Annotated in this window: 14 protein-coding genes; 4 read left to right on the top strand and 10 right to left on the bottom strand. The window is 41.0% G+C overall.

Annotation, left to right across the window (positions count from 1 at the left end):
• The first annotated feature begins 101 nt into the window (after positions 1 to 101).
• Together ASF92_RS10755 and ASF92_RS10760 are read left to right on the top strand one after the other, a co-directional pair.
• A complete protein-coding gene (locus ASF92_RS10755; RefSeq protein WP_231729794.1) occupies positions 102 to 923 on the top strand; it encodes an AraC family transcriptional regulator in 822 nt (273 codons plus the stop codon).
• A gap of 49 nt (positions 924 to 972) precedes the next feature.
• Positions 973 to 1,392 (top strand): OsmC family peroxiredoxin, encoded by a 420-nt coding sequence (locus ASF92_RS10760; protein ID WP_056092232.1) that lies wholly within the window; start codon positions 973 to 975, stop codon positions 1,390 to 1,392.
• Between the two features lie 669 nt (positions 1,393 to 2,061).
• On the opposite strand, the gene ASF92_RS10765 is transcribed toward ASF92_RS10760, so the two are convergent.
• Entirely contained in the window at positions 2,062 to 2,853 is a 792-nt protein-coding gene (locus ASF92_RS10765; protein WP_157263834.1) for an AraC family transcriptional regulator, read from the bottom strand.
• Positions 2,854 to 2,941: 88 nt separating this feature from the next.
• Here ASF92_RS10765 and ASF92_RS10770 point away from each other — a divergent pair, with 88 nt between their 5' ends.
• Positions 2,942 to 3,454: a phenolic acid decarboxylase gene (locus tag ASF92_RS10770; protein ID WP_056092236.1), complete on the top strand. Its 513-nt coding sequence runs from the start codon at positions 2,942 to 2,944 to the stop codon at positions 3,452 to 3,454.
• A 7-nt stretch (positions 3,455 to 3,461) separates the two neighbouring features.
• The gene (locus ASF92_RS10775) at positions 3,462 to 4,472 is read left to right on the top strand and encodes an alpha/beta hydrolase (protein ID WP_056092239.1); all 1,011 of its coding nucleotides are present in this window, start codon (positions 3,462 to 3,464) and stop codon (positions 4,470 to 4,472) included.
• Positions 4,473 to 4,665: 193 nt separating this feature from the next.
• Here the strand turns inward: ASF92_RS10775 and ASF92_RS10780 are convergent, their stop codons facing one another.
• From ASF92_RS10780 to ASF92_RS10820, 9 genes are all read right to left on the bottom strand, one after another.
• Positions 4,666 to 6,732 (bottom strand): carboxy terminal-processing peptidase, encoded by a 2,067-nt coding sequence (locus tag ASF92_RS10780; protein ID WP_056093265.1) that lies wholly within the window; start codon positions 6,730 to 6,732, stop codon positions 4,666 to 4,668.
• 90 nt (positions 6,733 to 6,822) lie between these two features.
• Positions 6,823 to 7,896 carry a TlpA disulfide reductase family protein gene (locus ASF92_RS10785; protein WP_056092242.1) on the bottom strand — a complete coding sequence of 358 codons (1,074 nt, stop codon included), beginning with the start codon at positions 7,894 to 7,896 and terminating at the stop codon, positions 6,823 to 6,825.
• A 44-nt stretch (positions 7,897 to 7,940) separates the two neighbouring features.
• On the bottom strand, positions 7,941 to 8,882 hold the full coding sequence (locus tag ASF92_RS10790) for a serine protease (protein ID WP_056092245.1): 942 nt from the start codon (positions 8,880 to 8,882) through the stop codon (positions 7,941 to 7,943).
• Between the two features lie 6 nt (positions 8,883 to 8,888).
• On the bottom strand, positions 8,889 to 10,001 hold the full coding sequence (locus ASF92_RS10795) for a TlpA disulfide reductase family protein (protein WP_056092248.1): 1,113 nt from the start codon (positions 9,999 to 10,001) through the stop codon (positions 8,889 to 8,891).
• A gap of 141 nt (positions 10,002 to 10,142) precedes the next feature.
• A complete protein-coding gene (locus ASF92_RS10800) occupies positions 10,143 to 11,264 on the bottom strand; it encodes a TlpA disulfide reductase family protein (RefSeq protein ID WP_231729795.1) in 1,122 nt (373 codons plus the stop codon).
• 25 nt (positions 11,265 to 11,289) lie between these two features.
• Positions 11,290 to 11,832: a TlpA disulfide reductase family protein gene (locus ASF92_RS10805; protein ID WP_056092253.1), complete on the bottom strand. Its 543-nt coding sequence runs from the start codon at positions 11,830 to 11,832 to the stop codon at positions 11,290 to 11,292.
• A 10-nt stretch (positions 11,833 to 11,842) separates the two neighbouring features.
• Positions 11,843 to 12,862 (bottom strand): DUF1735 domain-containing protein, encoded by a 1,020-nt coding sequence (locus ASF92_RS10810; RefSeq protein ID WP_056092256.1) that lies wholly within the window; start codon positions 12,860 to 12,862, stop codon positions 11,843 to 11,845.
• A gap of 38 nt (positions 12,863 to 12,900) precedes the next feature.
• Entirely contained in the window at positions 12,901 to 14,298 is a 1,398-nt protein-coding gene (locus ASF92_RS10815; RefSeq protein WP_082489537.1) for a RagB/SusD family nutrient uptake outer membrane protein, read from the bottom strand.
• 9 nt (positions 14,299 to 14,307) lie between these two features.
• Entirely contained in the window at positions 14,308 to 18,390 is a 4,083-nt protein-coding gene (locus tag ASF92_RS10820; RefSeq protein ID WP_056092262.1) for a SusC/RagA family TonB-linked outer membrane protein, read from the bottom strand.
• Positions 18,391 to 18,582: the final 192 nt, after the last annotated feature.

Raw genomic sequence — 18,582 nt, forward strand, 5'->3', positions numbered from 1 at the left:
TCGGACGCTGTCTTTTAAGGCTAAAAATGAAACACTTTACCAAAATAAGCGACCTGCATGATGCATTCTGTATCAAGCCACCCGAACATACGCTGTTCAGCGTGGTTTATGGTGAGCAAAACATGTGCAGCGGTAATAACGAACTCGAGTTTTCTTCAGCATTCTATATCATAGGATTTAAAAAGATGAAGTCGGGCAGCATGCTATATGGAAAAACAAAATATGACCATGACCTGGGATCGTTGTCGTTTATAAAGCCCCAACAAAGGGTGGCCTTTCAAAATGTAAAGTTAGAGGAAAAAGGATTTTTGATCATTATCCATGAAGACTTTTTATTGGGAACCGCAATTTACGAGGATATTAAAAAATACAGTTATTTCGATTATGAAGTGAATGAGGCATTGCATGTTTCACCTTCGGAAGAAGATATCGTCTGGAATCTGTATTTTAGCATAGAAAAAGAATATAATAATAATACTGACGAACTCAGCAAGGCGATTATTGTCAGCCATCTTGATTCCATGCTAAAGTATGCGCAACGATTTTATAGAAGACAATTTATTAACCGTAAAGAATTAACAGGTTTTACTTTGACTAAGTTTAATGCGCTACTTGCCGGTAATTTTGAAAAAACAAAAATAAAAGAAATTGGATTACCTACAGTGGCTTTTATGGCAGAAAAGCTACACCTATCACCCCGCTATCTAACCGATGTACTAAAACAGGAAACCGGAAAAACAGCCTTGGAACTGATCCATCTTTTCTTGATTTCTAAGGCAAAAAATCTGTTAACCGAAGGCGAACTCAATATTTCAGAAATTTCGTATTTGCTTGGATTTGAGAACACAACATATTTTTCCCGTCTGTTTAAAAAAGAAGTGGGAATAACTCCAAATCAATTTAAAAGACACTTCTTAAACTAATATTGGCAGCAGTTAATAAAGATCTATAAATTTTTAACAATCACAAAAGATGAAACGTACAGCAAAAGCACATTGGTCGGGCACAATAAAGGAAGGCAAAGGAGAGTTGACTACCCAAAGTAATATTCTAAACAAGACCAATTACAATTTTAAGACACGTCTTGAAGAAGATCAAAAAGGAACAAATCCTGAAGAATTGTTGGCTGCAGCACATTCAGCATGCTTTACTATGGCTGTCAGTTTTGCATTAACAGAGAAAGGCCTCAATCCAACAGCATTGGATACCGAAGCTACACTGACGATGGAAGGGTTTGCGATAACGGGGATGCATCTTTCAATCTCAGGAGCTGTGTCTGGCATTAGTCCAGATGAATTTGAAACCATTACAAAAGATGCGGAAAAAAATTGCTTAATTTCTAAAGTGTTAAACATACCAATCAGTTCAGAAGCACATCTAATAGCCTGGTAATTCAAAACGTCATAGATCCTTTTATTTATATCCAAACCCCATTCCAAACTTTAAAATAGTCATCCAAAAACCCATCAAAGCAGAAGTGCCGGCGTCGTGCCAATGCCAAGGCTTCAAATGCATATTCCATTTTTTAGATAAGTAAAGCATCTTTATTATCAAATATTAGCTGGCATCCCAGGAGATTACTGCTGGCACCGGACCTAATGGAATTTCAAAGCTGGCTGATCTAAATAGTATTCCCGACTGCCAGAAGCTAATACTGACTACTTATTTTACTCTGGTTCGTAATTATTGTTTCATTGATAACACTGACACCATAGCCCCGTATAGTTTAACTATTTCCATCAACCCTATTTATTTTTTTTGAAGACCTTAAGATATATACCTGTTAAAACTACTAAGCAAATAATTACTACAGCTAAAAAGTATGCCGGAAAATCTATACTAAGGGATTCTAATTCCATATCATTTTTCAAGCAATTTTGCATTACTTTCACATTAAAGCGCATTTTGATAATATTACCTTATCAGTAAAGACACACACTTATAAAAAAGGGGTAAGGAGAATTTAATTTTTATGCAAAAAACAGCATGATATCATCATCTTCAAACAAGAATATCAAGAGATAAGCTTTTCCGTCTTTAACCACGCAGCTGGAGGAAAATTTACGCTTTATCTTTTCCTACCCGCCTTGTCTGATTGGCCTTGATATAATTAGTAGGGCTCGCACCGGTAAACTTTTTGAAAGTTCTGCTGAAGTTGCTTAAGGTATTATATCCTATCTCATAGCTGATCTGCTCGATGTTGTCTTTATTGTCTGACATTAGCTCAATAGATCTGATGATCCGTTGGTAGTTTAGATAGTTATTGAAACTAAGGTTTTCACTTTTGAACGTTCTACTGAGATTTCTTTCCGTAAAACCAAAAAGACCGGCCACCTCCGGAAGTTTAAGCTCAAGCATATAATTTTGATTTATATATTGAAGAACCGCTCGTAACCTTTCGTTTTTCGGAGACAGCAGGCCTTTAAGTTTTAGCTCATGTCCTTTTGCCAGATCGGGTAGATCTAAGAACGCCAGAATAAAGTTAAATAAACCCTGGTCGCCCAGTATGGTGATCGTTTGCTTTTGTTTGCTAATGTAGCGTATGGTCTCTAAAATAAAATCATTCGTATTCAGAATCTTAAATCTCTGATCTACGTATTTTGGAAAATAAAGAAGAAACATCTTTACCCGGATATTCTTACTCTCCAGCCTATGATAAAAGCCCGCCGGAATGACTGCAATATGTCCTTCCGGCAAAAAAAAATCATCATTTTCTAATGCGATCCTTAATGTGCCCTTAAGCGAGTAGATTAGCTGATGGTGATGAGGGTGGGCATGGTTCTCAATATTCAGATATTCCACATCTGTCGTTATGGTTTTAATAGTGTGCTCAGTTAAATCTAAATCAACCATTTTGTCCTTTTTTGTCAAAAACTTGTCTGTTATTGCACCGTAAGATAAAGAAATAGAACCTAGTTTTATCCTATTAATCAAATCAAATATGGAAAACACTAAGAAGTTATCTGACTTTCTCGGAGCACACTTTATCTACACTTATGCCAACGGGTGGAAATATGAATTATACGTAAAAAACGAGGACACAATAGATTATAGAATCCACACCGGAATGGTTGGAGGAAGGTGGGTGAAGGATCAAAAAGCAGATATTGTGGAGTTGACAGCAGGTATTTTCAAACTATCGTGGACCGAACCCACGGGCACGGATGTAAGCCTGGATATCCTACCAAATGAAAATAAACTACACGGCGTAATATTTTTTCCAAAATGGGTGCACGAACATCCCGAAATCACTGTCAGATTCCAAAATGACTTTTTAGACCTGATGTATGAATCGCGTTTAAAGTACGACACCTATCCAAAATATGTGGTGCCTGAATTTGGTAAGATCACATTTAAAAAAAACGAGGGAATGAATAACGAAAAAGTAATCGCTGTAGCACCTTATGATGGAATGATCGAGGAAATAGAAAATGGCAAATTAACATTTAATTAGAAAATATATGAAAAAATTGATTTTAGGGCTTTTGCTTTCTCAGTCCTGTTTTGCTCAGGATTTACCGTTAAAAGATATGATACAGTCAAAGCAAGAAGAAATAACCGTTAGTGTGAAGCGCGGACAAATTGATATGCTAACCGGCGTGGTTTATGGACAAATCTTATCAACAAGATCTGCCAGGCAGTTAAAAATGACCATTCTCGTTCCCAGGAACAATGATCTTAAGCCCGCTATTGTCTATTTTCCCGGCGGGGGATTTACGTCTGCCGACTATGACAAATATTTTGAAATGAAAGATGCACTGGCCAGGGCGGGTTTTGTTGTTGCCGCTGCTGAATACAGGGTGATTCCTAACGTTTATCCCGCATTGGTAAACGATGGTAAGTCGGCAGTAAGATATCTTAGGGCACATGCAAAGGAATTGGGCATAGATCCCAATAGGATTGGCGTTCTTGGAGATTCAGCGGGAGGATACGTTTCTCAAATGGTGGGCAGCACGAATGGCGAGAAAGAACTTGATAAGGGGGAATACCTGGACCAAACCTCTGATGTACAGTCTGTTGTAACCTTATATGGAATCAGTAACCTCCTGAATATTGGTGAGGGATTTGCTCAAAAAATAGTCGACGTACACCATTCGCCAGCGGTAACTGAAGCCTTGATATTAAACGGAACTGCATTTGGCGAATTCCCTGGAGCGTCCGTTACCTCCAATCCTGAAAAGGCATTAAAGGCAAGTTCAATGGGGCATATCAGGAAAGGCCTACCTCCTTTTTTAATTATGCATGGCACCGCCGATAAACTTGTTTCGCCACAGCAAAGCGAGCAGCTTTACAATGCGTTAATTGGTGCAGGTAACAAAGCACAATATATTGTAGTTAAAGGAGCAGACCACGGTGGATTAATGTGGTTCCAGGATGATGTAATAAACAGAGTGGTAGACTGGTTTTTAAATACACTGGGAAAACCCAAGCCCAATCCTGTAGAAAATAAGCCGAAAAAGTCTAATTTGTAAATCGCTTAGGAAAAGATTTGGCGAACGAAGATTGAATTGTAATAGTCTATTATTCCGGCAATTCTAATCAAATCAGGGAGTTCGCGGTTTACCCGATTAGAAAAATGTTAACTAAGTCTAGGATATCTGATCGATATCCTAGACTTAGTTAACTTCATTAACACTACATCATGGGCTTTGCAAACCCAAAAAGTTAATGTTTCATTAAGATGTAATCGGTCAGAATTTGCCCGGCTTCCCTTTTAGTAAAATCAAGGTCTTCTGTTCTGGTTGCTACCTGCCCCATTTTCAAATCGGGGAGATTCATTGCCCTGCGTAATAGGTTATCCCGGAGTAAGCTCTTTGTTTCATTGGCCTCACGTTGCTTTCTTAATTGCTGCTCATCCAAAACGACCATCGTTATTGCTTCGTTTTTCCTGAACTGAGCAGCAAAATCTGCAAAATATGCATTTGCCGGACTCTTTTGCGCCCTTAAACGGTGTAGTTTTTGCAGCTGCGGTATCGTGGTGGAAAAACCTCCTATTGCTGTGAAACCGCTTTTTGCAATAGTATCCCATGGCAACGCAGCGGGTTCGGTGTTTTCACCGTAGTTTGCTATTGGTATGAGCGAAGGCAACTGTATGTCTGGAATTACGCCTTTAAGCTGGGTTGAACTTCCGTTGATCCTGTAAAATTTACCTACGGTGAGGTTAAGCTGACCGAGCAGGCCTAAGGATCCCGCAGCGACCTTGGCTTTATTGACAAGCTTATCCAAATCAACGGGGGTCTGCACGGTTCCTTTTCCGTAAGACTGCGTACCAAGAATAATTCCTCTGCCATAATCCTGGATCGCACCTGCAAATATCTCTGATGCAGAAGCACTGAAACGATCTAAAAGAACGGCCAATGGCCCATCGTATGATATGCTGTTATCTTCATCATTATCTATCCTGACTTCATTCTTACTATCCCTGACCTGAACCACCGGCCCATTTCTTATGAAAAGTCCGGTAAGCGAAATGGCCTCATGTAACGACCCTCCACCATTATCCCGCAGATCGACGACCACGCCATCAACCCCAGTCGCTTTTAAAGTATCCAGAATCAATTTTACATCACGGGTGGTGCTCTTGTAATTGGGATTGCCAGACTGAAAATCAGCGAAGTCAAGATAAAACGATGGTACCTTGATGATACCAATTTTTACTTCCTTTCCATTGGAGAAGTAGGTTTTAACTTCTTTTTTTGCAGACATCTCCTCCAGAATGATCTTTTCTCTAATCACCTCTATAATCTTCGGCACATCAGAATTACTCTTTCCCTTCGAAAGCACCTTCAGCCTGACTATCGTACCCTTTAACCCTCTAATCAGATTAATGGCGTTATCCATCCTCCAGCCCACGATATCCTGAAACTCGCCTTCTTTTCCCTGCGCAACGGCAAGTATTCTGTCTTCGGCTTTTAACAAGCCGGTCTTGTAAGCAGGTCCTCCAACAGTAATAGACTTGATGGTGATGTATTCATTTTCAGAAGCCAGTGTTGCTCCTATTCCTTCCAATGCTCTGGCCATTTTTATTCCATACTCTGCAGATTTGGAGGGTGTAAAATAATTCGTGTGTGGATCTATAGCTCCCGTAAAGGCATTCATCAACATCTGAAAAACGTCCTGGCTATTGAGTTTATCTGATTGGTCAAGAAAATTTTGGTAGCGCTTTCTTAGTACCTCTTTGTTTTTAGCAAGATCCCCACCAGCGAGCTTCAGGTTCAACAAATCGTATTTCACACGCATTGCCCACTGTGCATCCATTTGTTCCGCAGAGGTAATAAATGGCAAATCCTTTCGGTTGTAGGTATAAGTTTCCTTTTTGCTTAGGTCAATGTTACCATCAAGTAAAGAAAGCGCATAAACCCACCTATCGTTGTAACGTCTTCTAAAAGTGTTAAACATAAAAAAAGCATCATCCAAATCCCCTGTTATAAGGTCGTCATCCAGTTTGGAACGCAGCTTCTCGAATTCAGAGACGTCGGTATTCAGCAAATAGATGTGGGTGCCGTCCATACTTTTCAGGTAACGATCAAAAATAAGTGAGGATACCGAATCATTAAGGGTAACCTTTTTATAATTCGCAGTTGTAATCATTTTGACAACCAACCGGCTGACGTTGGCCTGGCTATCATCTGGTTTAAGGTCAACGTAAGGTTGATCTCCTTTAAATGAGATCAATAAGAAAAAGGCCAGTATTGGCACTAAGATGTATGCTTGCTTTATTTTTTTATTCATAATGTAATTTGTTGTACTGATCAGCATAAAGGGCTATGCTGTTATTGAGTGCTGGTAATTAATGTAACTACTTGATTTCTTATGTATGTTTTACGGAAACAATTCCCTGAGTTTCTTTTCCAGGGCAGCTCCCCGAAGGTCCTTTCCAATGATGTTCCCATTGGGATCAACCAATAAACTGCTGGGAACAGCTCGTAATCCATAATATGTGCACAATTCATCATTCCAGCCCTTTAAGTCCGACAACTGAGTCCAGGGCATCTTTAACACGCCCAGGGAAGCCATCCATTTATCCCGGTCTCGGGCTTCATCCAGAGAAATACTGATCACTGTAAAGTTATGCGCTTTAAGCTCCTCATACATCCTGATCAGCTCGGGGATTTCCTTACGGCATGGCACGCACCAACTTGCCCAAAAATCAATCAATACATACTTACCCTTGAAGGCAGAAAAGCTTACAGGATTACCTTTTTCATCATTTTTGGTGAAAGAAATCACTTTTTCTCCCAGCGCACTTCTTTTCAGTACTGCAAGACGTTCAACAATCCGGATTCCTTGTGCAGTTGCCTTCGTGCTCCTGCTCAGCCCATCATACATCGAACTGACCTCTTCATAACTTCCCGTGCGCCCATGACTTTCAATCAGATCTAAGCTAACTGCACTTTCTGGATGGTTTGAAATGAATTCCTTGGTAAGCAATTTTTTACGGTCTCGAAGTAATTCCAGTTGCTTCTCTAACTGTCTTCTTTCGTTTATGCCAGATTGATTTTGTTGCCCGAGAACCTTCTCAGATTCATATAAAGGCAGCAGTGTATGTGTGAATGCAACAAATTCGTCATTGGTTCTTGAGCCTGTGATCTGAAGATGGTCCAGGGAATCTCTCCGTCCATTAATGCTCATTTTACCCGGCTCAATGAACAAATATATTGCCCTGCCTGGAAAAATCATGGTGATTTTCTGTGCTTCTGTCACCTGCGCCTCCCAGGTAAACTTACCGTCGAGCACTTTAAGGTTATCAGTTTTTGGTATACTTCCCTGATAATAATTAATAATCACACTTGAGTTGCCTAGAAAATCAATCTTCGCGTCTAGGCGAACCTGTGCAGACAGTCTGAAAGCAAGGCTACAAATAGCAATTAATGCACAAATTAAAAGAAATCTCATTATAAGTTTAGGTTTAAAGCCAGGCAGCTGTCAAACTGCTGCCTTTATTTGTTAACACTTTTTTCCAAAAGGGATTTTATTGATGCCACAGGAATGGTCGTTTTAATTACCATCTGTAGATTAACCTGCGGACGATCCTGTGCATAGATAGAGTGCGTTGATGACACCATCGCGACCATGTTGCCGCTCTCATCCAATATTGGCCCCCCACTGGATCCCTTAGCATAATCTGCACTGATCTCCATCCTGTTCCCCATAAACCCAACTTTATTATTGGCAGTATTTCTGGTTACTATGCCTTTGCTGTAGTAATACGCATAGCCATCTGGATGGCCAATTGTGTAAACTGTCTCACCCACATCCAGGGCAGATCCCAGTGGAATTGGCGATAGCGGTTTTTTTGTCACGCTAACCCTAAACAAGGCTGCATCTGCTTCTTTACTATAGTTTAAAATCTTCGAAATCGGGTAAATATCACCAGAGCTGGAAGCTACAAATGTAAGGCTGTCGCTAGCAGAAAGCGTCACTTCAGGCTCCAGAAAATCCCTCATTACGTGCCAGTTGGTAACGCATAGACCGTCGCTACTTAACGCAGTAGCTGTTGCAAAAATTTCGAGGTGTGCCGGTTTCGCGTTTGTTGCACTGAAATATTTACAGATCATTAGCACCCCCTCTTTACGTAAATGCATCACCTGGGCGGGAGTAAGTATCTTATTACCGGCTTTGGGAAAGTTGCTGGTCATTGAACGCACATCAGACTGCATCAGCGTTTGTCTCCGGAGCTCCGAAGATTTCAGCAGGGGCCTGATTTTATGTTCCGTGTTGAGGTTCTGTTCAACATCGATCAACAATTGCTTGTAATCCACGTAATCAACCTCTTTTTGCGCGCGCACAGATAGGGTAAATAGTTGAACAAAAAACAAAATGCCAAGCGAAACCAAAACTGGCCCGTTGATTTTTTTGCAAAAAAAACTTGTGTTCTGCATGCTATCTTAAAGTATAGAGGAAAGCTTATTTTCCAGTTCAATTCCACGAAGATCTTTTGCAATAATTTTCCCTGTTGGATCCAGCAAGAAGTTTGCTGGTAGCGAGTTGACGCGGAAAAGTGTGGCGACATTTGTTTCCCAGCCTGCCCCCTGCTCCCAGGTGAGGCCATCCTTGGCGATTGCGTCCATCCAAAGTTTTTTCGCATTTTCTCCTCTCTCCAAAGCGACACCAAGAATGGTAAAGTTTTTGCCTTTAAATTTTTCGTATGCTTTTATAAGGTTAGGATTTTCCCTTCTGCACGGACCACACCAGCTCGCCCAAAAATCTATCAGAACATACTTTCCTTTGAACGAGTTGAGGCTTATATCCTGATCCTTAGAATTTTTTAATGTAAAGTCTGGAGCTATGCTTCCAATCGTTAAGCCTTTGGCTTCCTCTAATTTTTTTGCATAACCTTTTCCGAATGTGCTTTCTTTTAGCTCAGTACTAAGACTATTGAACAGCGCTGAAGCCTTTTCTAAATACTGGTCAGGGCTGACAGCAGCACGCAAGGTATTTAAACTAACTAATGAGTTCGGGTGCTTTTCAATAAAGCCTATCTGCATCTGAAGTTTGGCCATCGCCATAGATTGATAAACCTCGGTGAGCTGCTGTTGTTGCTCCGGTTTGCCCTGCAGTTTTTTCATGTCTGCATTTAACTGCGCTTCAGTTTTTTTGAAAGGGGCGAGCAAAGTAATTAATTCCTGCTGATCTTTATTCAACTGTGTTCCACCTATCTTGGCCCTAAACAGTGAATCAGGGGTGTTTACCTCTATCGTACCATTTTCAAGATAAATCGCCACCTGGTCTGGACTGGGTTTGGAGTTAATCTTTTCTCCATTTTGTGCAAGCATTAAAAATGCCTTCATTGGATTGGTAACATTGCCGCTTATCAAGAACTTGCCATCGTTCTGCACTTTGGCAGAGTCGAAATTGGTTTTTCCTTTATCCTGATAAGCCAGTTGTACGGTTGCCGGAAGCTTAACATTATTGATCGTTCCTTTGACAGTGTATTGTTGTTGCGCTAATGCAGTAAAAGGCAAAGCTGCAAGCAGCGTAATAATAATTTTCTTTTTCATCGTTATATAATTTTTTTTAATGGTAATGAAGCTATCTGATTCATCATCCTACTGTGCGGTTTGCAAATCATGATGGTTTCATAGAAATTTAGTTATGTTATTTATTAATATCAGAGGTGGCTAAAAAACCGCCTATCCATATCAAAAGAAAATGGTCTTTAGTTTTCGGTTGAGGTCATCTCCCCGCAAGTCTTGGGCAATAATCTTTCCGCTGGGATCAATCAGAAAATTTGCTGGTATCGCACTGATGTTGTAAAGCTTTGCAACTGCACTTTCCCAGCCTTGCAGATCTGATACCTGTTCCCAAATCAGGCCATCCTTTGCAATGGCGTCTTTCCATTGCTGTCTTCCTTTCGTTCCCTCGTCAAGCGATACACCCAGGATATCGAAATTCCTGTTTTTGAAAAGATTAAAAGATGCGATCAAATTTGGATTTTCCCTCCGACAAGGAACGCACCAGCTTGCCCAAAAATCCAGGAGTATATATTTCCCCCTAAATGAGGAAAGTGAAACTTCCTTACCATCTGGATTTTTTAAGGTAAAGTCTGGCGCCAGACCACCTACTTTAATCATCCTGGACTGCTTAATCGCATTTTTATAAACGATTCCGTTAACAGAATTTTGCACTTGCTTACTTAGGGTATTGAAAAGATCAGCGGCCATCTCAACGTCTTTGACCGGATCAATATTGGCAAATAGCATGCTTAAACTCACTAATGAGCCTGGGTGCATTTTAACAAAGTCCTTAATTTGTGCTAATCTGCGGACCTGTAGCTTGGCATATTCAGATTTGATCTTCTCCTGCACAACCTTATCTCCATTAGCGTTGTCGTATTCTTTTACCATTGTCGTGGTCGCCTTCTTAAAGGGTTCCAAAAGGTCGATCATTTGCTGTTGTTCATCATTAAGAGGCGTCCCTACTACATTCGCATATTTTAATGAATCAATAGCATTTACTTTAATCTCTCCCTTTTCAAGATAAATCGCAACCTGATCCTGACCAGCCAGTTCACTGATAGGCGCCCCTGTGTGGCTCAATAAGAGAAAGGCTTTCATCTTGTTCTTCTGGGAACCTTTAAAAACGAACTGGTTATTTTCCAGGACGGCAGAGTCCTGTTTCACCTGCTGGTTTACCTTATAATTGAGGTAGGCTTTAGCCTTTGGGGAAACTTTTTCTACGCGGAGCGAAATGGTATAATCTTCCTGTGCCAGTGCAGCGAACGGCAGTAATGCCAGCACACCCAATATGATTTTTTTCATCATTATATTCTTAATATTTTTTCTATGGCTAAATTCCGTCGAGTTGATTGAGCTGCTGGGCCAGCTCCGGATGTGATGGCATCGGTAAATTCAGATTTAAGACTTTACCCATTTTATCCAACAGGATAAAGCGTGGAACGGTAGTAATGCCGAATGCCTTTTCAAAAGTTTTATCTTTCACCATCCATTGGAGGCCGGCCAATTTTGCCAGGTACGGCCCTTTCCATTTCCAGCTTTGTGTATCTATCGAAATGCCTACGAAGGTGATGTTCTTGTCTTTCAACTTTCTCTCCAAATCGACCAAATGTGGTTGCTGGGCGCGGCAGGGGTAACACCAGGTAGCCCACACGTCAATAACCACATACTTTCCTCTTAGGTCGCTTAATTTCTTACCATTTCCTATATGTCCTGTTGTATCCCTGAATACAATATCGGGAACACTATCGCCTACCTTTAACAAGGTAGTGTCAGCAGTAAGTTTATTTATGTTTTGGGCCTTTGCCTTAATCGCATATCCGCTCAACAGCAAGGCTGAACAGATGATAATGGCGACGATTTTTATGATTTTCATATCTTTAGTTTTAGTTGGCTAAGAAGAAACGGATATAAACCCTTGCGGAATCATTGGCTACCGGCGGAACGCCAAAGGGGGAGCCTGTGTATGTTTTGAGTTTTACTCCCATAACGTACCAGCGTTGCTTAAGCATGAGTGCTTTGTTGGGAAACTTTAGAGTCAGACTATCTTTACTGAATAAAGATTTGGCTGTTACAGTGGTCAGGTCCTTCACAAGGTTGTAAGCGGCACCAGGTACGGGCACAGGCGCAGGCACACCTGTGAATTTCTCCTTTGTTATGCCCGCCCTAACTTCATCATCGGTAAGTGCGATACCCTGCACCCTAACATCGTTTGCAGGGAATTGGGTGTTCAAGGTTAACCTAAACTTTACTGAGTCAGGTACGGTAGTATAGTAAAGTGATAATGCTCCGCTGGACAATCTTCCTGCCGTGACACCACCGATTATGCTGGCACTGGACATTTTCGCTTTAAGTTCGCCTTTGGTTACGAATACTTTGAAAAAGAAAACTGAATAATTAAGTTTAGCACCGTTGCTTGAAGAAAGAGTTACCGGAACAAGATATATTGTACTGTCTTTTAACTGACTTCCATCATTCAACAAGACATAGAGCGAATCTTTGGTTTGTGTCGAGCCTGAAGTAAGGTTAAATACACCCTTATTAGCCACAGTAAATGCTTCGGCAGAAATGGCTGGATTAGTTTCGCGATAGATGAGGTTATATTGGGCAACGAGGCTGGGATCGACTACTGCTGTGATGAGATCATCAGATTTAACGCGCTCCTTTACACCAATCGGTACGCCCTTATAGTAAGGTGTAAAACTGTAGTTGATGCCATTTAAAGCTACCACATTGCTACCCTGTACATAAGAAACCATTCCGCTGCTCATTCTAGATTGCAAATCATCTGCCTCACTCATTTCCTTTTTACAGGCAGCGAGGGTTATAACCGCTATAATAATCCCCAGCAGGCATTTTGGGATGAAAAAATTTGATAAACTGTGATGGTAGTTTTTAGTTGCCATGATTGTTTTTAATTAATGGATCAAATGAATAGTGGCTTTTATCTTGGATTCTGAATGATGTTAGGGTTTGCAGCCAAAACAGTAGGACTAAATGGCACCAAATAACGAGGAGAGCCTGCACTCAGTGTAGCTATCGGCACACCCGCATTATTCAGGCGTCTGATATCCTGTTTCAATGCAGCATCCTTATTTAATCTCTTGAGATCGAACAAACGCAGTCCGCCGTGATAGAACAATTCCCGTCTGCGTTCATCCAGTACATAACCTAACGTGTTGGCCGCGGTGTAGGTACGATTGTCTACGATTGAGGTTGGAAGACGATTTGCACGGAGCCTGGCTAGCAGGGTTCCCGCAGCAGCAAAAGATCCGCTACGTGCCAGGCATTCTGCCTTTATCAGCATTACTTCGGGTACACCAACGCTATGATCGAAAAACATGCCCAGTCCCAATGCAAGGCGGTAGGTGGCAGGAGAAAATCTTGAAGGTGAGAAAAACTTTTTGGTGTATCTCAAATCAGACGTTGTTAACGTGGATGTTAGCGTTGCGCTCGGCATAATCGTATTGACGTAAAACGAGTAAAAAGCAAGGTCGAAAGATGCCCGACCTAACAGTATCTCCGGGTTTGAAACCAGATCTGGCAATTGCGAAGGATTAAGATAAGTGGTCGCATTATAATTTTGTAAAGCACTCTGGGTGGCAAGCGTTGAATCTGCATAATTCGATGCGGCAACATAATCGCCCTGATATAAATAAGCTCTGGATAATAAAGCGTAACCTGCTGACTTGCCGGGATGAATAACATCTGACCCTTTACTACCTAGATAAGGATTGCTAATGGCAGCTTTAAGGTCTGCAATGATCTGGCTATATACCTGTGCTACGCTGGCACGGGCTGGCAGGGTATTCGTGCCCGCAGAAAGGACAAGTGGCACACCATTATCTGTTGTGGCCGTTGCCGGATCATAAGCCGGGCCGTAGGCATTTACCAGCTGAAGGTAATACCATGCCCTGTTGATGAGTGCCTGGGAAATGACTACACTTTTATTTTCAGGTGTATTAAACTGATCGGCGGGCGCAGCATTTACCCTATCCAGGATCACATTCATCTGCAGGATGCGCGTGTAAGTGGAATTGTACATCACATCTGCATCAGAAGGATTCCAAATGAGACTCTGCCAAAGGTAACTTCGCTGATAGAAGTTGGATGGCGCAGTTACCTGGGCATCAGAAAATGTGAGGTCGTCGCTCATGATGTCCAACAAGAAGAAATGGCATAAGCTTAATGAATCGCTGTTCAACATCTCTTGAAAGTCCTTGATAGTAGTCGGATTGATACTGGTAGAAGAAGGCGATACATCTAAAAATTTTTTGCAGGACTGAAGCGAATAAAGGCCAAAGATTGCAAGGAGAAAAAATAGTGTTCTTTTATACATCATTATATTTCTTTAAAAATTAACACTTAGGTTACAAGAGTAGATTTTCGGGAGCGGCATGCCAATTCTTCCATCCACACTAACAGTCGCTGGGTCGATCTTATATTTGTTGCTTGCCCAGAAGGCCAAATTTTGAACCTGGAAAGTCATCGTCATGTAGCTTAAACCGTATTTTTTCAAGCGTTTTTCCGGTATACTGAACCCGACCATCACCTCAGAAAGCCGAATGTTATCAGCAGGTATAATACTGTTGCTGGAATAACGCGAAACGAATTCTCTATAAGTATTAGCCCCGGATGTACTGATTACAGGTATATCTGTGAAAGCTTCGTCACCCGGTTTACGCCATCTATCCGCTAAAAGACTACTGTTCTCCTGAAAATTTCCGGGATAGGGTAAATAGTACCTCATAACGTGACCTAGATTGAAGGTCACGGCAACACGGGCGAAAAACTGATTGAGTTTAAACTCTTGAATAAGGCCACCTGTCCAGGGTGCTTTTGTGACCCCCTGGCGTATCAGAGAAGATACGAGTGTTGCGCTATCTAATACTGCTGTAACCTGTCCGTTACTGTCAAAAATTTGTGGATTACCCGTATTATTTAAGCCTGCCCATAGTGGCGCATAAATACTGCTGACATCGTTACCCTCCCTTAGGGCAACCGTATAATCATTGGTTGCAGTGAAGCGGGTTAGCGGCACATCATTTGCTCGGTTGGTATTGCGAGCGCCATTAACAGTTAGGATGTAGTTAAAAGCAGCTGTTTTGATCAGTTGTGTATTAAAGAAAAACTCTACCCCCCTGTTGGTGATGCTACTAAAGCTCACCTGATTGGAAAGTCCGGTACTCGGATCTGTCAAAACGCTCAAGTTATTGTTTAACCCATTTGATGTTTGGTTATAATAACGCAAATCCATACTGTACCTATCTTCGGCAAAGGCTATCTTGCCATGCGCCTCAAATAGCTTACTTTGCGCAGGAAGTAATCCGAAATCGCTACTTGTTGCCTGGGTGTAGGAGCCATTTGTCGCGACGTTGGTACTTTGCATAATGGCTAGTCCCTGATAGGGGCTGATGTCCTGAAAAAGCATATTAAAGGAAAGATCATTAATCTTGTCCGATCTAAAAAAGCTTTCTTTGCTAATGTTGTAATTCAAGCTTCCATTAAATTGCTTATTACCTTCGGGCGATTTAGCATAGCTGAAATGCGCATCCAACAATCGTTTTCTTAAAAACAAATCAAGCCCTGCGCTCAGGTATTTAAGTGTTCTACTGCCTCTATCAATTGTATTGGATGTTAGGTTTGATGAAAGATCGCCATTAATTAACTGCGTGTTATAGGCTCCGTTGGCTACAATAGTACTATCAGCAAATGCCAACGTAAGTTTTTGATAATAAAGTTTTGAGCTCTGCCCTTGTTGCTGTGTAGGTATAGCGCCGTCTACAATAATGGCGTAATTGTTCCAGTAGTTCTGAAGATATCTTTTGTTGTTATACTTACCCGGTAGGTTGGGCATTTGTATGCCATTAGTTCCCACAGAAACTAAAACATCTTTTAAAAATCTACCTGCGTCCTTAACTACACGTCCGGTTACATCACCTGAATAAGATGAAAGTGTGGAATAGGTTTCTGATTGTCCATAAAGCGGATTTAAAACGGCTGTATATAGCCCATACGCCTTGATCCTGTCCGAAAAATTATAAGTGACCGATGCATTACCATTTAAGTTCCGCACTACTGAGGTATCTCCAATAGTATTCTGCGTCAAAGAAGCCGGGAAGGCAGTGGATGACGTTCCCGGAAAAAGTGCATAAAAATTTCTGATGGCAAGCTGCGTTGGATTTGTTGCCAAATAAATAGGTGTACTAGTTTTTGTCTTGTCATTGTACCCGTATAGAGTGCCGTAGGAAGGCATACTTCTTGTGATGCTTGCACCTCCGGCGCCCACACCAATGCTAATCGAGTGCTTACCGATAACTTTAAGGTAAGTCAAACCGGTTCTCAGGTTTGCATCATCAACTGTCCGTTCACTTTCTCTCATAATGTCCCCATAAGGAACATAAAAGTTTACACCAGAAGTGTTCAACTGCCCATAGCTGTTTGCAAATTGCCTTACGTAACTTGATTCAGCACCAAATAGGGTTCTGGAGGTTTCCACCCGATGGTTATATAACATAGATGTAGCCCACTGTAGACCAGGAAGCAATTCCCAATTCATATTGAAATTAGACTGCTTACCCGCAGAAACAGAAGAAAGGTTGTTCGCCCTCGCATCTTCCAATAAATTCACTCCAGGGTTTTTGTATCCACGGGATTGAATAAGCTGATTGGCAGAAGTGGAGAGTGTGGTGTAATCATACACATAGTTGCCTTGCGGATCTAAGAGCATTTGATAAGGGTCGATACCAATGTTGTTCGAAGAAAAAGAGTATCCCGATTTTGTCCTTTTATCAGAAAGGTTAATCAGCCAACGGATCCGAAGCTTGTTGTTTAACAAATTAAAGTCATTATTAACCCTTAATGATAACTCATCGTTCCTGCTGTTTATATTGTTGGTTGTACTTCCTATATAGTTCCCTAAAGCGGTGAACCTGTAGATGCTATTTCCCCCACTTACTGTTAAGCTATGGTTCTGGCTGAAAGCATCTTGCTGTAACAGTGCTAATTGGTCTTGATTATCCAGACGGGATAGAGAATCCCATTGCAGGTCAAAGGAGGAGGCACTGATTAGTCCGCTTCTCTTTTTATTGAGCAGCTCCCTCGCAAAAGAGAGGCCGAACGTAGAACTGCCATAGGCATTCTTTGTCAGCTCATCCAGTTCACTCAGGTAATTCAGATAAGTCGGTGTATTAGCCAACCTCAAATTTTCCCTGTTAAATTTTGGTGCGGGGGATAGATACAGACTAGTGGTATAGTTAAACTCTAATTTACCAGCTTTCGCCGCCTTCGATTTGATCAATATAGCGCCGCCCGCTGCTCTGGCACCCCATTTAATCAGTTCTTTAGGATCTTTTATAACTTCAATGGATTCGACATTGTTCATCGGATAATTGGCAGGGAAACCATCCTGAGGAAAACCGTCTATCACCACAAGCATATTAGATACATTGCTACCAAAATTGCTGGCTCCTCTAATCTCCGGCACTAATGTGTTGGAAATTGTAGTGGTCACATTCAATTTATTGAAATTGCTGATAGAGGCAGGAATGTTTGTTCCTTTTAGAAGGATGTCAATAATCTGTTGTCCCTTTGTCTTACCCACAATGTTTAAAAAGTCCTCAACCGAAGAACGCATAAAGCGTCCATAAGGCTGTCCATTTAAAAACTGCACGTAATGGTCTATACTCGTTATAGTTTTTGTGCTTGTGTTAACTATCTGTAAGCTCAATCCAGGAATGGTTCCCTGCAACACCTGAGACAGGTTCATGTAACTCCTGTTTTCAAGATTAATAAATCTTGTAGGATTCGATAATACATTATTGCTTTCAATCTTAACTTCCGCTAGATCAATTGTCTTGTTCGAGCCATTCTCCATCGTAATAGTCAAAAATGCGGTGTCGGCATATAGCACATTTTTTCCAACAAATCCTGTTGCGGACAAGACAAGAATCCCTTGGTTGCTTCCCTCTATCACAAATCGACCATTATTGTCCGATAGCGTGCTTGTATTTAACTTTGGTTCCTTTATACTTACATTTTTTAATGGGATCTTATGTTCGTCCATCACTAAACCCCTGATAACGATCGCATCCATCTTCTGGCTCATGACCTTTTGATTGGGCTTTACGTTTTTTGAAACATCCCTTTTAACCAGAATGGTATTCGCTGTGATTTTATAGGTTAGCGGAACGTTCCTTAATATCTGGTTCAAAGCTTCCTTCAACGATTTATTGCTGAGATTGACTGTTAAAGGCATAATGCCGTTGATATCCTGACTATCATAGAGAAAAGTAAGTTTAGATTGTTGCTCAATCAACTTAAATATCTTCTCTATATCAACGTTTTTTTCTTGGATGGTAATCTGCGCCTGGCTTTCGCTGGTGAAAAGTAGAGCAGAAAGGCATAAAAATATCGTGAGTAAATTAATCCGCATAGCATACCTCCATTATAACCATTTGATTTAGAGTTAATTTTGAAATTTCATAAAGAGAGGAGCTTATTTTTTTTGCAAAAAGTTGCAATACCCCAGGCAAGGGTTCATATAAACCATTTAAATACATATTTTTGTGGTGTTTAGGTTAAACTTTAAGATTGATTGCCAAATTGCTTTTAATGGGTTAATCTA

It is taken from the genome of Pedobacter sp. Leaf176, assembly GCF_001424305.1.
GTDB lineage: Bacteria > Bacteroidota > Bacteroidia > Sphingobacteriales > Sphingobacteriaceae > Pedobacter.

Excerpts from the sequence above, each read along its gene's own strand:
- ASF92_RS10760 (WP_056092232.1), top strand. The coding sequence starts at position 973 with ATGAAACGTACAGCAAAAGCACATTGGTCGGGCACAATAAAGGAAGGC.
- ASF92_RS10765 (WP_157263834.1), bottom strand. The coding sequence starts at position 2,853 with ATGGTTGATTTAGATTTAACTGAGCACACTATTAAAACCATAACGACA.
- ASF92_RS10770 (WP_056092236.1), top strand. The coding sequence starts at position 2,942 with ATGGAAAACACTAAGAAGTTATCTGACTTTCTCGGAGCACACTTTATC.
- ASF92_RS10775 (WP_056092239.1), top strand. The coding sequence starts at position 3,462 with ATGAAAAAATTGATTTTAGGGCTTTTGCTTTCTCAGTCCTGTTTTGCT.
- ASF92_RS10780 (WP_056093265.1), bottom strand. The coding sequence starts at position 6,732 with ATGAATAAAAAAATAAAGCAAGCATACATCTTAGTGCCAATACTGGCC.
- ASF92_RS10785 (WP_056092242.1), bottom strand. The coding sequence starts at position 7,896 with ATGAGATTTCTTTTAATTTGTGCATTAATTGCTATTTGTAGCCTTGCT.
- ASF92_RS10790 (WP_056092245.1), bottom strand. The coding sequence starts at position 8,882 with ATGCAGAACACAAGTTTTTTTTGCAAAAAAATCAACGGGCCAGTTTTG.
- ASF92_RS10795 (WP_056092248.1), bottom strand. The coding sequence starts at position 10,001 with ATGAAAAAGAAAATTATTATTACGCTGCTTGCAGCTTTGCCTTTTACT.
- ASF92_RS10800 (WP_231729795.1), bottom strand. The coding sequence starts at position 11,264 with ATGATGAAAAAAATCATATTGGGTGTGCTGGCATTACTGCCGTTCGCT.
- ASF92_RS10805 (WP_056092253.1), bottom strand. The coding sequence starts at position 11,832 with ATGAAAATCATAAAAATCGTCGCCATTATCATCTGTTCAGCCTTGCTG.
- ASF92_RS10810 (WP_056092256.1), bottom strand. The coding sequence starts at position 12,862 with ATGGCAACTAAAAACTACCATCACAGTTTATCAAATTTTTTCATCCCA.
- ASF92_RS10815 (WP_082489537.1), bottom strand. The coding sequence starts at position 14,298 with ATGATGTATAAAAGAACACTATTTTTTCTCCTTGCAATCTTTGGCCTT.
- ASF92_RS10820 (WP_056092262.1), bottom strand. The coding sequence starts at position 18,390 with ATGCGGATTAATTTACTCACGATATTTTTATGCCTTTCTGCTCTACTT.